The organism is Citrobacter sp. VF227 (assembly GCF_052950715.1).
Genome location: NZ_JBRFVF010000001.1, coordinates 1,411,520 through 1,424,898, shown reverse-complemented (window position 1 = coordinate 1,424,898; position 13,379 = coordinate 1,411,520). Strand labels below are relative to the sequence as shown.

At 49.9% G+C, this 13,379-nt stretch carries 14 protein-coding genes and 6 tRNA genes; 10 read left to right on the top strand and 10 right to left on the bottom strand.

The annotated features are described in order from the left end of the window. Window positions 1-219, top strand: coding sequence for a DUF3820 family protein (locus ACU8YC_RS06995; RefSeq protein ID WP_003038102.1), 219 nt, complete (start codon window positions 1-3; stop codon window positions 217-219). On the opposite strand, the gene ACU8YC_RS06990 is transcribed toward ACU8YC_RS06995, so the two are convergent. Then, a complete protein-coding gene (locus ACU8YC_RS06990) occupies window positions 216-1,214 on the bottom strand; it encodes a bile acid:sodium symporter family protein (RefSeq protein WP_187253519.1) in 999 nt (332 codons plus the stop codon). The two genes, ACU8YC_RS06995 and ACU8YC_RS06990, sit on opposite strands and share 4 nt — an antisense overlap. An 89-nt stretch (window positions 1,215-1,303) precedes the next feature. Here ACU8YC_RS06990 and ACU8YC_RS06985 point away from each other — a divergent pair, with 89 nt between their 5' ends. Beyond that, entirely contained in the window at window positions 1,304-2,230 is a 927-nt protein-coding gene (locus ACU8YC_RS06985; RefSeq protein WP_151217589.1) for a LysR family transcriptional regulator, read from the top strand. A 25-nt stretch (window positions 2,231-2,255) separates the two neighbouring features. Here ACU8YC_RS06985 and ACU8YC_RS06980 read toward each other — a convergent pair whose 3' ends face one another. Then, window positions 2,256-3,017 carry a nucleoside-specific channel-forming Tsx family protein gene (locus ACU8YC_RS06980; protein ID WP_446895139.1) on the bottom strand — a complete coding sequence of 254 codons (762 nt, stop codon included), beginning with the start codon at window positions 3,015-3,017 and terminating at the stop codon, window positions 2,256-2,258. Between the two features lie 253 nt (window positions 3,018-3,270). Here ACU8YC_RS06980 and xapA point away from each other — a divergent pair, with 253 nt between their 5' ends. From xapA to ACU8YC_RS06960, 4 genes are read left to right on the top strand one after another with little or no spacing between them, the layout of a single operon-like run. After that, window positions 3,271-4,104 carry a xanthosine phosphorylase gene (xapA, locus tag ACU8YC_RS06975; RefSeq protein WP_414438427.1) on the top strand — a complete coding sequence of 278 codons (834 nt, stop codon included), beginning with the start codon at window positions 3,271-3,273 and terminating at the stop codon, window positions 4,102-4,104. Window positions 4,105-4,160: 56 nt separating this feature from the next. After that, window positions 4,161-5,417, top strand: a complete 1,257-nt coding sequence (locus ACU8YC_RS06970) for a nucleoside permease (RefSeq protein WP_151217586.1) — start codon at window positions 4,161-4,163, stop codon at window positions 5,415-5,417. Window positions 5,418-5,474: 57 nt separating this feature from the next. Continuing rightward, on the top strand, window positions 5,475-5,633 hold the full coding sequence (locus ACU8YC_RS06965) for a XapX domain-containing protein (protein WP_003847305.1): 159 nt from the start codon (window positions 5,475-5,477) through the stop codon (window positions 5,631-5,633). A 51-nt stretch (window positions 5,634-5,684) separates the two neighbouring features. Then, window positions 5,685-6,569, top strand: a complete 885-nt coding sequence (locus ACU8YC_RS06960) for a LysR family transcriptional regulator (RefSeq protein ID WP_151224104.1) — start codon at window positions 5,685-5,687, stop codon at window positions 6,567-6,569. A gap of 149 nt (window positions 6,570-6,718) precedes the next feature. Here the strand turns inward: ACU8YC_RS06960 and ACU8YC_RS06955 are convergent. The 4 genes from ACU8YC_RS06955 to ACU8YC_RS06940 form a co-directional block, all read right to left on the bottom strand. After that, a tRNA-Lys gene (locus ACU8YC_RS06955) sits at window positions 6,719-6,794 on the bottom strand. 4 nt (window positions 6,795-6,798) lie between these two features. Continuing rightward, window positions 6,799-6,874 (bottom strand) — tRNA-Val (locus ACU8YC_RS06950). Between the two features lie 47 nt (window positions 6,875-6,921). Beyond that, window positions 6,922-6,997 (bottom strand) — tRNA-Val (locus tag ACU8YC_RS06945). Between the two features lie 46 nt (window positions 6,998-7,043). Further along, window positions 7,044-7,119 (bottom strand) — tRNA-Val (locus tag ACU8YC_RS06940). 258 nt (window positions 7,120-7,377) lie between these two features. Here ACU8YC_RS06940 and gltX point away from each other — a divergent pair. Continuing rightward, window positions 7,378-8,793 carry a glutamate--tRNA ligase gene (gene gltX / locus ACU8YC_RS06935; protein ID WP_151217583.1) on the top strand — a complete coding sequence of 472 codons (1,416 nt, stop codon included), beginning with the start codon at window positions 7,378-7,380 and terminating at the stop codon, window positions 8,791-8,793. Window positions 8,794-8,851: 58 nt separating this feature from the next. Here gltX and ACU8YC_RS06930 read toward each other — a convergent pair whose 3' ends face one another. Together ACU8YC_RS06930 and ACU8YC_RS06925 are read right to left on the bottom strand one after the other, a co-directional pair. Continuing rightward, window positions 8,852-9,244 (bottom strand): MerR family transcriptional regulator, encoded by a 393-nt coding sequence (locus tag ACU8YC_RS06930; protein WP_151217581.1) that lies wholly within the window; start codon window positions 9,242-9,244, stop codon window positions 8,852-8,854. A 1-nt stretch (window position 9,245) separates the two neighbouring features. After that, on the bottom strand, window positions 9,246-9,608 hold the full coding sequence (locus ACU8YC_RS06925; protein WP_006683575.1) for a YfeC-like transcriptional regulator: 363 nt from the start codon (window positions 9,606-9,608) through the stop codon (window positions 9,246-9,248). Window positions 9,609-9,829: 221 nt separating this feature from the next. On the opposite strand from ACU8YC_RS06925, the gene ACU8YC_RS06920 reads away from it, so the two are divergent. Next, window positions 9,830-9,905, top strand: a tRNA-Ala gene (locus ACU8YC_RS06920). 42 nt (window positions 9,906-9,947) lie between these two features. Beyond that, window positions 9,948-10,023: transfer RNA gene (locus ACU8YC_RS06915), tRNA-Ala, on the top strand. A gap of 143 nt (window positions 10,024-10,166) precedes the next feature. Here ACU8YC_RS06915 and nupC read toward each other — a convergent pair. Next, window positions 10,167-11,369 carry a nucleoside permease NupC gene (nupC, locus tag ACU8YC_RS06910; RefSeq protein WP_151217579.1) on the bottom strand — a complete coding sequence of 401 codons (1,203 nt, stop codon included), beginning with the start codon at window positions 11,367-11,369 and terminating at the stop codon, window positions 10,167-10,169. 272 nt (window positions 11,370-11,641) lie between these two features. Here nupC and ACU8YC_RS06905 point away from each other — a divergent pair, with 272 nt between their 5' ends. Next, a complete protein-coding gene (locus ACU8YC_RS06905) occupies window positions 11,642-12,952 on the top strand; it encodes an Nramp family divalent metal transporter (RefSeq protein WP_255587896.1) in 1,311 nt (436 codons plus the stop codon). A 32-nt stretch (window positions 12,953-12,984) separates the two neighbouring features. Here the strand turns inward: ACU8YC_RS06905 and ypeC are convergent, their stop codons facing one another. Continuing rightward, complete coding sequence (gene ypeC / locus ACU8YC_RS06900) at window positions 12,985-13,311, bottom strand: DUF2502 domain-containing protein YpeC (protein ID WP_137384261.1); 327 nt, start codon at window positions 13,309-13,311, stop codon at window positions 12,985-12,987. Between the last annotated feature and the right edge of the window lie 68 nt (window positions 13,312-13,379).

Sequence of the window (13,379 nt, the reverse complement as noted above, 5' to 3'; positions counted from 1 at the left end):
ATGGAAAAAGAGCAGCTGGTAGAGATCGCCAATACCGTCATGCCCTTTGGCAAATATAAAGGGCGTCGGCTGATTGATGTCCCGGAAGAGTATCTGCTGTGGTTTGCCCGCAAGGATGAATTTCCGCCGGGCAAACTTGGGGAGCTGATGCAAATCACGCTGCTGATTAAAACTGAGGGGCTGACGCAGCTGGTTCAGCCCCTGAAACGCCCACTTTAGGCCTTCGCGGCGCGGCTCTTCTGCTGCGCCTGCAGCGCGTCCGTCTGTTGTTTGTAGCGACGCGCCAGCACGGCGCACACCATCAGCTGAATTTGGTGGAAAATCATCAATGGCAATACCATCATACCGATCACCGACGTCGGGAACAGGATGTTTGCCATGGGGATCCCATTCGCCAGACTTTTCTTCGATCCACAGAATACAATCGTGATTTCATCGGCTTTGCTGAAACCGCATTTGCGCGCAACAAAGACGTTGATAGCAATCACGATGGCCAGCAATATGATGCTGACAACCACGATAAACAGCAGTGAACCTACCCCCACTTTGTGCCAGATCCCATTAACCACGGCTTCACTGAAGGCGGAGTAAACCACCAGTAAAATGGAAGATTGATCCGTTTTTGCAATCCATTTTTTATGCTGTGACACCCAGTTGCCAATCCACGGTCGCGAGAGATGACCCAGCACGAACGGCAGCAGCAGCTGCAGCATGATTTTCCCTACCTGTTCCAGGCTGCCTTCTGCGCCATGCATATTCATGACCAGGCCTACCAGCAGTGGCGAAAGAAAAATACCCAGTAAGCTGGAGGCCGAAGCTGAACACACGGCGGCGGCAACGTTACCACCTGCCATTGAGGTAAAGGCGATAGCCGATTGCACCGTGGCTGGCAAAATACACAGATACAGGAATCCGGTGTACAGCATCGGATCAACGTTGACGGGGGCCCACCAGGCGAACAGAACGCCCAGCACCGGGAAAACAACAAACGTGCTGCACATTACCCACAGATGCAAGCGCCAGTGGCTACCGCCGGCAATAATTGCCTCACGAGAGAGCTTGGCCCCGTGCATAAAAAACAGCAGGGCAATGGCGGCGGTGGTCAAGCCTTCAAAGAAAGGCACAAAGCCACCTTCGGCCGGGAAAAACGACGCCAGCAAAACGACGGTAATCAGCGTTATCGTGAACGGATCAAGAATACGAAAAAGTTTCATAAAGACTCCTGAAATTCGGTAGCAACATTTTGCGTTTTTCCGTTTGAGAAATAAAATTGATTTATTGCATCCATATATGAATCGAATAGATGAATTACTCTCTGCGTCAGTTGCGTATCTTTGTCACCGTCGCCCAGGCCAAAAGTTTTAGCCGGGCGGGGGATATTATTGGCTTAAGCCAGTCGGCGGTCAGCCATAGCGTTAAAGAGCTTGAAGCTCAGACGGGGGTGCGCTTATTGGACAGAACAACGCGGGAAGTGGTGCTGACGGAAGCCGGACACCAGCTGGCGACGCGGCTGGAACGTATTCTGGATGAGCTGCACAGCACGCTGCGCGAAGCCGGTCAGGTGGGAACGCAGTTAACCGGTACAGTACGGGTTGCCGCCAGCCAGACAATCTCTGCTCACCTTATTCCGCAGTGTATTGCCCAGAGCAATCAGCTTTATCCGGCAATCGATTTTGTGCTGCATGACCGGCCACAGCAGTGGGTACTGGAGAGTATTCGCCAGGGAGAAGTAGATTTTGGTATTGTGATTGATCCCGGGGCAGTGACCGATCTGCAATGTGAAGCCGTACTGTCCGAACCGTTCCTGCTGCTGTGTCGCCAGGATCATCCGTTGGCCCAACGTGAGTGGGTAAACTGGCAGGATTTGTACCACGAACGTCTGGTGTTACAGGATTACGCTTCCGGCAGTCGACCGCTGATCGATGCGGCGCTGGCCCATTTCTCCATTGATGCCAATATTGTTCAGGAGATTGGTCATCCCGCCACGCTGTTCCCAATGGTTGAAGCGGGGATTGGCATCAGCGTGCTGCCCGCGCTGGCGCTCCCCTTACCGCAGGGGAGTCATCTGCAGGTTAAGCGCCTGACGCCGGTTGTTGAACGGCAGCTGATGCTGGCTCGACGTAAAAACCGCTCTTTATCAACCGCGGCTCAGGCGCTGTGGGATGTGGTGCGTATGCAGGCCAGTGCATTAACCGCCGGTCGTGCCCGCGATCCGCTGTATCAGATTTAATTATCTGTCCGACTGGGTTAATGTGTTAGAACAAGTATTTAAGAGAATAAATAATACCATCCTGCAGGAATGATTCTCCCAGTTTATTATCTGCGTAACGATACTGAATACCTGCGGTAAGATGCGGCGTCGCATTCCACCAGAAAGCGACTGCGCCGTTGATTCCGTCCTTACCGCCATTACCTGCCGCGTAGGTTTCATTGCGGTCAAATTCGTATTCGTTCCAGTTCGTTACGCTGAATTTCTCGCTGCCGAGCGAGAAGCTATATCCGGCCACCCAGCCTATTACATAACCATTATCCCCAGTATAATATGTCTGATAGGTATAACGTTTGGCAAAGAAGGGCTTAAACCAATACCCATTGCCTGTGAAATTATAACCTAACCCATAGAGAAACATATCATCATGGAAGTTAGCACGATTCGGCGAACCATAAGTTCCGTAAGCATGGAGATAGAGGTTTAACCCTGTATCACCAAGATAGATACGGTTGGTATTTTTGAAAGTGTAACGCTGTTCGCTGCCGGGTTTAGCGTGACGGCCATTGTAGAAATTCTCCCAATCGAAGAAGCCGTACATTTCTCCCCAGCTAAAGTTCGCTCCGCCTTCAAGCTCCAGATACCCAAAGTCATCTTTGTGTGATTTTTTACTGGTTTTTTCTGTAGTCTCTGATGTCCAGTCGAGATAATGCAGGCCGATATCGGCAAATCCACTTTTATATTCCGCATGGGATAGTGCGGGAATAATGAGTAAAGATGAGAGTGTCAGAGTAAAGAATTTTTTCATAGCATATTTCCCTATGCCAATAGTTATTAACAGGTTAATTAAAAAAGTGATTTATAAAAATATAAACAGCATATTGTTAAGATAAAGAGTAGATAACTACCAATACTGTTTTGCCTCTTTATTAATACAGAAGCGATCTAAATCCATCGATATCAAATGACTATTGATAGCACGTGAAAAGTGTATTGGTCAGCACAGGTCGAAGGTCGTTATAAAAAGGAGTCAAATTTAAACCGATAGAACAAGGATACTTATGTCTCACGCTCTTTTTTCTCATAATCCTGAGTATTGTGTTGATATTATTCGTGCATATGCACCGGAATTTACCCCGCGAATCGCGTTTATTTTGGGTTCTGGCCTGGGTGCGCTGGCGGAGCAAATTGAGAATGCGGTCGCCATCTCCTATGAAAAACTTCCCGGTTTTCCTGTGAGTACCGTTCACGGTCATGCTGGAGAACTGGTACTCGGTCATCTGGCGGGTGTTCCTGTTGCTTGTATGAAAGGGCGTGGGCATTTTTACGAAGGTCGGGGCATGACGGTTATGACTGACGCCATTCGCACCCTGAAATTGCTGGGTTGTGAAGTATTGTTCTGTACAAATGCGGCAGGATCACTGCGTCCTGAAGTTGGCCCAGGAAGTCTGGTGGCGTTGTGCGATCACATTAACACTATGCCGGGTACGCCGATGGTTGGAGCGAATGATGAGCGTTTTGGCGATCGCTTTTTCTCGCTGGCAAATGCTTACGATGCAGATTACCGCGCCATTCTTCAGGTCGTTGCGGCAGAGGAGGGATTCCCCCTCACCCAAGGCGTATTTGTTTCTTATCCGGGTCCGAACTTCGAAACTGCGGCAGAAATACGCATGATGCAGATTATTGGCGGCGATGTGGTCGGAATGTCAGTGGTGCCGGAAGTTATTACCGCACGTCATTGTGGTCTCAAGGTCGTTGCCGTCTCTGCGATCACCAATCTGGCGGAAGGGTTAGGAGATGTAAAACTGTCCCATGCTCAGACGCTGGCTGCGGCTGAGCTGTCCCGTCAGAACTTTATTAATCTGATTTGCGGATTTTTACGCAAATTAGCCTAAACACACAATAACAAAGGCTCCTTTTGGGAGCCTTACCTCACGGCAAGGAATAAAAAATGGGTATTACGTCCCGCTTAAAAATCATGTCGTTTTTGCAATATTTTATCTGGGGTAGCTGGCTGGTTACCCTGGGTTCTTACATGATTAACACCCTGGATTTTACCGGCGCGAATGTGGGTATGGTCTACAGCTCGAAAGGGCTTGCCGCGATTATTATGCCGGGAATTATGGGGATCATCGCCGATAAGTGGCTGCGTGCCGAGCGCGCTTATATGCTGTGCCACCTGGTGTGTGCTGGCGTGTTGCTGTACGCCACAACCGTTACCGATCCACAGACCATGTTCTGGGTAATGTTGGTTAATGCGATGGCGTATATGCCGACAATTGCGCTATCGAACAGCGTCTCATATTCATGCCTTGCACAATCGGGTCAGGATCCGGTCACTGCGTTCCCACCAATTCGTGTGTTTGGCACGATAGGTTTTATTGTTGCGATGTGGACGGTCAGCTTAATGGGACTGGAGCTGAGCAGCGCGCAGCTGTATATCGCTTCAGGCGCATCGCTGCTGCTGGCTCTGTATGCGCTGACGTTGCCAAAAATACCGGTTGCGGAGAAAAAAGCGTCCGCCACGCTTGCCAGTAAACTGGGGCTGGATGCGTTTGTGCTGTTTAAAAATCCGCGCATGGCAATTTTCTTTTTGTTTGCCATGATGCTGGGGGCGGTGCTGCAAATCACCAACGTCTTTGGCAATCCGTTCCTGCATGATTTTGCCCGTAACCCTGAGTTTGCCAACAGCTTTGTGGTGAAATATCCCTCCATTTTGCTGTCAGTTTCGCAGATGGCGGAAGTGGGTTTTATCCTCACTATTCCATTCTTCCTGAAACGCTTTGGCATTAAAACAGTGATGCTGATGAGTATGCTGGCGTGGACGCTGCGCTTTGGCTTCTTTGCCTTTGGCGATCCGTCTCCGTTTGGCTTTGTGCTGCTGCTAATGTCGATGATCGTTTACGGTTGTGCGTTTGATTTCTTCAACATCTCCGGCTCGGTATTTGTCGAGCAGGAAGTTGATTCAAGGATTCGCGCCAGCGCCCAGGGGCTGTTTATGACGATGGTAAATGGCATTGGCGCGTGGGTGGGTTCAATCCTGAGCGGGATGGCGGTGGACTATTTTTCTGTCGATGGCGTCAAGGATTGGCAAACTATCTGGTTGGTGTTTGCTGCTTATGCTTTGGCACTGGCAATTGTTTTTGCGTTGTTCTTTAAATATCAACATCATCCAGAAAAATTGTCGACTAAATCATTGGCTCATTAAAATTATTTAACTGGCGAGGGGATGCTCGCCAGCTCATTTCACAAACAAGGATTTCACGTGAAAGAAATCATTCTATCCTCAGGCATTGGGTTTGGCATTGGGGCATTATTTACTTTATGCCGAATACCTATTCCTGCACCAAATGTTTTACCCGGGGTTTTATCTATTGTGTTTATGTATATTGGGTATCTTGTCGTTAAATCTATTTTTTACTAAGCAATGTGGTAGATTCCAGACGTTATCCCTTATTCCTGGAGTGTAACAGTGATGGAACGAGCTCACCGAATCGATCTGAAGTTATTGCGTTATTTTCTCGCTGTTGCAGAAGAGTTGCATTTTGGCCGGGCTGCTGCCCGGTTAAATATGTCACAACCCCCTCTGAGTATTCATATCAAAGAACTTGAACAGCAACTTGGTACCTTGTTATTTATTCGCCATTCTCGCAGCGTTGCGTTAACTCATGCCGGCAAAATTCTGATGGAGGAGTCGCGTCGTTTGTTAGCCAATGTAAATCAGGCTATGGCGAGAGTGGAGCAGATTGGTCGCGGCGAAGCGGGGCGTATTGAATTGGGTGTGGTTGGTACGGCACTGTGGGGAAGAATGCGTCCCGCAATGCACTATTTTTTGAAAGCAAATCCCAATGTTGAAGTACTGTTTCGCGAAAAATCGCCAGGTATGCAAATGGCGTTATTAGAGCGTCGGGAGCTCGATGCAGGGATATGGCGTATGGCAATTGAACCAACGGTTGGTTTTACCAGCTTACGTCTGCATGAATCTTCATTCATGGTTGCAGTACCGGAAGATCACATTCTGGCCTCCAGGGATTCTGTTCCTCTGGCGGCGCTGCGCAACGAATATTTTGTCACGCTGCCGTCCGTACATTCCGATTGGGGATTTTTGCAACGTGTATGTCAGCAGGCGGGCTTCTCGCCAATGATTATTCGTGAGGTTGTTGAGCCCCAGACAGTGCTGGCAATGATCAGTATGGGAGTCGGGATTACGTTAATGGCTGATGGTTATGCACAAATGAGCTGGCCTGGCGTGGTATTCCGGCCATTAGAGGAACGTATTCCGGCTGATTTGTATATTGTCTATGAACAGCATCAGGCCACGCCAGCGTTAACGAAGTTGATTGATGCTTTGGTCGGGTAAGCAGTGCAGGATGACTCGCTTGCTCGCCCTTCGGGCCGTCACCGTAAACGGCTCCGTTGTTTCGCTGCGCTCAACACCGAACCTGCTGCAGGTTCGAATCTTAAAAATCGCAGATAGCAAAAAGGCGCCTTTAGGGCGCCTTTTTACATTGGTGGGTCGTGCAGGATTCGAACCTGCGACCAATTGATTAAAAGTCAACTGCTCTACCAACTGAGCTAACGACCCGAAGTGGTGGGTGATGACGGGATCGAACCGCCGACCCCCTCCTTGTAAGGGAGGTGCTCTCCCAGCTGAGCTAATCACCCACTTCGGTACTTCAATTTTATCGTAAGAAATCCAGCTGGCGAGAAAGTGGTGGGTGATGACGGGATCGAACCGCCGACCCCCTCCTTGTAAGGGAGGTGCTCTCCCAGCTGAGCTAATCACCCACTTCTCAATTTCTTACTCTACACGGCGGAGACTACATAAAGTAGTTGGTGGGTGATGACGGGTTCGAACCGCCGACCCCCTCCTTGTAAGGGAGGTGCTCTCCCAGCTGAGCTAATCACCCCCGCTGTGTGGAGTCGCATTATAGGGAGAGTTGAAAATGAGTCAACGCATTTTCTAAAGAAATTGTTCGTTCGTCGTAAATTTAAACAAAACGATCGCAAAACAATCCATGTCGCATGATTTGTATACGAAAATGGCAAAGCGTGATGTTCCAACCTGAACAACATTGAGGAATCAGACCACGGTGATAGAATACGAGCCTGATAATCTTCCCTGGATTTGCCGGTTGTCGGCATCTTTATAAACGTAAGGCCATTTCATGAAAATCAAAACTCGCTTCGCGCCAAGCCCGACAGGCTACCTGCACGTCGGCGGTGCGCGTACTGCTCTTTATTCCTGGCTTTTTGCACGCAACCATGGCGGTGAGTTTGTGCTGCGTATTGAAGACACCGATCTCGAACGCTCCACTCCGGAAGCTATTGAAGCCATTATGGATGGCATGAACTGGCTGAATCTGGAATGGGATGAAGGCCCATACTTCCAGACCAAACGTTTTGATCGTTACAACGCGGTTATTGATGAGATGCTGGAAGCGGGTACCGCGTATAAATGCTACTGCTCCAAAGAACGCCTGGACGCGCTGCGTGAAGAACAGATGGCGAATGGCGAGAAACCGCGTTACGACGGCCGCTGCCGTCATGGGCATGAACATCACGACGCGGATGAGCCTTGCGTGGTGCGTTTTGCCAACCCGCAGGATGGTTCCGTTATTTTTGACGACCAGATCCGTGGGCCGATCGAATTCAGCAACCAGGAGCTGGACGATCTGATCATCCGCCGTACCGACGGTTCCCCGACCTACAACTTCTGCGTGGTGGTTGACGACTGGGATATGGAAATCACCCACGTTATTCGTGGTGAAGACCATATCAACAACACCCCGCGTCAGATTAACATCCTGAAAGCGCTGAACGCACCGGTGCCGGTTTACGCACACGTGTCGATGATTAACGGCGACGACGGTAAAAAACTATCCAAACGTCACGGTGCAGTCAGCGTCATGCAGTATCGCGACGACGGTTATCTGCCGGAAGCGCTGCTGAACTATCTGGTGCGTCTGGGCTGGTCCAGCGGCGATCAGGAAATCTTCACCCGTGAAGAGATGATCAAACTGTTCTCCCTGGGGGCGGTGAGCAAATCTGCGAGCGCGTTCAATACCGAAAAACTGCAGTGGTTGAACCATCACTATATTAATGCGCTGGCGCCAGAATATGTGGCGACACATCTACAATGGCACATTGAGCAGGAAAATATTGATACTCGCGTGGGGCCGCAGCTGTCAGAGCTGGTTAAACTGCTCGGTGAGCGCTGCAAAACGCTGAAAGAGATGGCACAGAGTTGCCGCTATTTCTACGAAGACTTTGCTGAGTTTGATGCTGATGCTGCGAAGAAGCACCTGCGTCCGGTAGCGCGTCAGCCGCTGGAAGTGGTTCGCGACAAGCTGGCTGCGATTAGCGATTGGACGGCAGAAAACGTGCACCACGCGATTCAGGCAACCGCTGATGAGCTGGAAGTGGGGATGGGTAAAGTCGGGATGCCGCTGCGCGTAGCCGTTACCGGTGCGGGTCAGTCCCCGGCGTTAGACGTCACGGTGCATGCGATTGGTAAATCCCGCAGTATTGAGCGCATTAATAAAGCGCTGGCGTTTATTGCTGAGCGTGAAAGCCAGCAGTAAGACCGACTGAACGATGAAACACAACGGCAGGAGCGCATCCTGCCGTTTTTTTTGCCTGTTATTCAGACTCATCAATCCCTAATCGGGCAAGAAAATTGCGAATACCCTCACGTGAGATAAACTGCCATAACTTTTCTTGTTCCGTTGGCGACATGTTGTCCAGTGCGCTGATTATCTGCCGACAGGCGTGACTACGCATAACGTGAGTGTATTCTGCCAGCGGTTCTTCAGCCTGATAAACGTCAGGTACTTTGCGAAAAGCCGGAATATTGAGCAGAAACGTGCGGACGTTGGAGTCGATATGAATCAGTCTTGCACGACCACCTTTAACGCCGGGAAACTTTTCGGTGGTCCAGTTTTGTTCTCTGATCCAGCGATTGACGGTTTGTTTGGCAACCCCGAGACATTCAGCCAGTTCTTCGGTCGTCATTTTGCTGCGTAAATTTTTCATATTATTTGTTTTCGCGGATCCCTAAGCGTTGTAGTAAACCCGTAATGCCTTCACGCAGGATCAGTGACGTAAACATTTTCTGTTCTGACGGCGTCATTTCTTTGGCGAGCCTAATCAGTAGCGCCTCAATAGAGGTATCACCGGATAACGATAAATTGTCTGATAAGCCTTCGGCTGAACGCTCAGCGCTGCGAATGTATTCGCGAACTTGTTCGGTGACGTGAACCAGTCGGGCTTTACCGCCCTGAACGCCAGGTTTAGGTGATGTAGCCCAGCCTTCCTTGCGCACCCATTTATTGATGGTTTGTCGGCTGTATCCGGTCAGATTAGCTAGCTCTTCTGGCGTCATCCGTTCCTTGAACATAACGATTCCCTGAATAGTCGTGGGGTTAATTAGTGGCTCATTTTATAGCACCATTTTAGTAGAAACCGTGACGCGTTTAACTACTGAATGCGAGTTGTTACGCAATGTTCTTCATTTGACTGCTTTTTCAGCGATTGAATTCTATGAGTTAATTTTGCCGTTGACACACGCGAAGGGAATTCATATGATGCCGCCCGTCAACTCGACAAGCTTTACGTAATGGGGCTATAGCTCAGCTGGGAGAGCGCTTGCATGGCATGCAAGAGGTCAGCGGTTCGATCCCGCTTAGCTCCACCAAATTTTATCCCAATAAATTTGGCATATACGTAAAAGCATCGTGGGGCTATAGCTCAGCTGGGAGAGCGCTTGCATGGCATGCAAGAGGTCAGCGGTTCGATCCCGCTTAGCTCCACCAAAATTTAAACCCTCGCTGAAAAGCGGGGGTTTTTTGTTTCTGTATCCTGTCGGTTTTTACCTGGTATCTCCGGTTTGCTGAATAGCAGGCATAAAAAAGCCGGGGAAATTCCCCGGCCTTATCACTACGACGTTGTCTTACGCTTACAGCACCAGTGCTGCGATAGATGCAGACAGTACGCTCACCAGCGTAGAACCGTATACCAGCTTCAGACCAAAGCGGGAAACCACGTTACCTTGCTCTTCGTTCAGACCTTTAATCGCACCGGCGATAATACCGATAGAAGAGAAGTTAGCGAAGGAAACCAGGAACACAGAGATGATGCCTTCAGCGCGTGGAGAGAGCGTAGCGGCGATTTTCTGCAGATCCATCATTGCAACGAATTCGTTAGAAACCAGTTTTGTCGCCATGATACTACCTACCTGCAGCGCTTCGCTGGACGGCACACCCATTACCCATGCAACCGGATAGAAGATGTAACCCAGGATGCCCTGGAAGGAGATGCTGTAGCCAAACCAGCCGGTTACGGTGGCAAACAGGGCGTTCAGGGCAGCGATCAGCGCGATGAAACCAATCAGCATCGCCGCAACGATAATTGCCACTTTGAAACCCGCCAGAATGTATTCACCCAGCATTTCGAAGAAGCTCTGACCTTCGTGCAGGTTAGACATCTGGATGTTTTCTTCGCTGGCATCAACACGGTAAGGGTTGATCAGCGACAACACGATAAAGGTGCTGAACATGTTCAGTACCAGCGCCGCAACAACGTACTTCGGCTCCAGCATGGTCATGTACGCGCCGACGATAGACATGGAAACGGTAGACATCGCCGTTGCAGCCATGGTGTACATACGGTTGCGAGACATTTTGCCGAGAATATCTTTATAGGCGATAAAGTTCTCAGACTGACCCAGGATCAGAGAGCTGACGGCGTTGAAGGATTCCAGCTTGCCCATACCGTTCACTTTGGAAAGCAGGTAACCAATTGCGCGGATGATAACCGGCAGCACACGGATATGCTGAAGGATACCGATCAGGGCGGAGATAAAGACGATAGGGCACAGTACTTTCAGGAAGAAGAATGCCAGGCCTTGATCATTCATGCTACCGAAGACGAAGTTCGTCCCCTCGTTGGCAAAACCGAGCAGTTTTTCGAACATTTCGGAGAAGCCTTTTACGAAGCCCAGGCCGACGTTGGAGTTCAGGAAGAACCACGCCAGTAACACTTCAATAACAAGCAGTTGAATAACATAACGAATGCGAATCTTTTTACGGTCACTGCTTACCAGCAGCGCAAGGATCGCAACAACGGCCAATGCCAATACAAAATGAAGGACGCGGTCCATATTTGCTCCAAATATGAGGCAGGTTTAGTTTTCGTGCACATTCTATGTAACAACCATAAAGAAAACGAGATCAAACACACACTATAGTAAGGACCTGTGACGAGATTCAAAATTAGTGATCGGTGATACACTTCCGTTATGCTTGGTATCTAAGTGAAAAGTTATGTCATTGTGCTAATCTATAACAATAATTAAACATCTTGCCGTTTTTTCCAGAATCCTTATCGATCCATAGACCAACACTATCAGAGAAATCAACTTCACCCATTAAAATGAATTTGATAATCATTCTCAATAGGCGTAGCTTGAAATATAGCAAAGGCTATGTTTCTGAGGCATTAAAAATGACTAACGATCGCGTTGAGAGTAGCAGTGGACGGGCTACGCGCAAGTTGAAGCTCGCATTAATGGGACCTGCGTTCATCGCGGCGATCGGCTATATCGATCCAGGTAACTTTGCTACCAATATCCAGGCTGGGGCCAGCTTTGGTTATAAACTGCTGTGGGTAGTGGTATGGGCAAACCTGATGGCGATGCTGATTCAGGTGCTGTCGGCAAAACTGGGTATTGCCACGGGTAAAAACCTGGCGGAGCAAATTCGCGATCACTATCCCCGCCCGGTGGTGTGGTTCTACTGGGTGCAGGCTGAAATTATCGCCATGGCGACAGACCTTGCTGAATTTATTGGCGCGGCAATTGGCTTCAAGCTGATCCTCGGCGTTTCGTTATTGCAAGGGGCCGTGCTCACCGGTATCGCGACGTTCTTAATTCTGATGCTGCAGCGTCGCGGACAGAAGCCGCTGGAAAAAGTGATTGGCGGCCTGCTGCTGTTTGTGGCTGCTGCTTATATTGTGGAGCTGGTTTTTTCCCAACCGAACTTTGCGCAGCTTAGTAAAGGGATGATTATTCCCAGTCTGCCTAATTCTGAGGCGGTATTCCTCGCCGCTGGCGTGCTGGGCGCGACAATTATGCCGCACGTTATTTATCTGCACTCTTCCTTAACCCAGCATCTGCACGGTGGAACGCGACAACAGCGCTATGCAGCCACAAAATGGGATGTGGCCATCGCCATGACGATTGCTGGATTTGTCAACCTGGCGATGATGGCGACGGCTGCAGCCGCGTTTCACTTTAGTGGACATACCGGTATTGCCGACCTGGATCAGGCGTATCTGACCCTTGAACCGCTGTTAAGTCACGCTGCGGCGACGGTGTTCGGTTTAAGTCTGGTGGCCGCAGGGCTCTCTTCCACTGTGGTCGGTACGCTGGCGGGGCAGGTGGTGATGCAAGGGTTTATCCGCTTTCACATTCCGTTATGGGTTCGCCGGACTGTTACCATGATGCCATCATTTATTGTGATTCTGATGGGATTGGATCCGACGCGTATTCTGGTAATGAGCCAGGTATTGCTCAGTTTCGGTATTGCGCTGGCGCTGGTGCCACTGTTGATCTTTACCAGCGACAGTCAACTGATGGGCGATTTAGTTAACCGCCGGTGGGTGAAACAGCTGGGCTGGGTGATTGTGGTACTGGTGGTGGCACTCAATATCTGGCTGCTGGTGGGAACCGCGCTCGGTTTGTAAAAACAAAAGGGCTTGCAGGCCCTTTTGTTACATTAATGTCGGTGCCCGTGACCGCGTCCACGCCCACGATGGTCATCGCGATCGTTCCAGCCTTCACGATAGCCGCGCTCATAAGCTTTGCGTTTATCCCAACCGCGATGATAGCCATTGTCATGACGCCACCAGCGATTTTTGCGCCACTCATAGTTATGGTGCCAGTAATCCCGGTCGCGCCAGCGTCCGCCATCCCAGTAGTTACCATAATTATCGCGATCGCCAATTTGTAATTTGATCGATGGCAGCAGGGTGATTTCGCCAGCGTTCGCGGCCAGCGGTGTAAAAGCCAATAAGACTGCCGCCAGAATCAGTGACCTGAACATGTTTTCTCTCCTTCACGATCGAGCCGTAGCCGGCCTGTTAATACAATATTACGGGGCAGTAAAGCCCC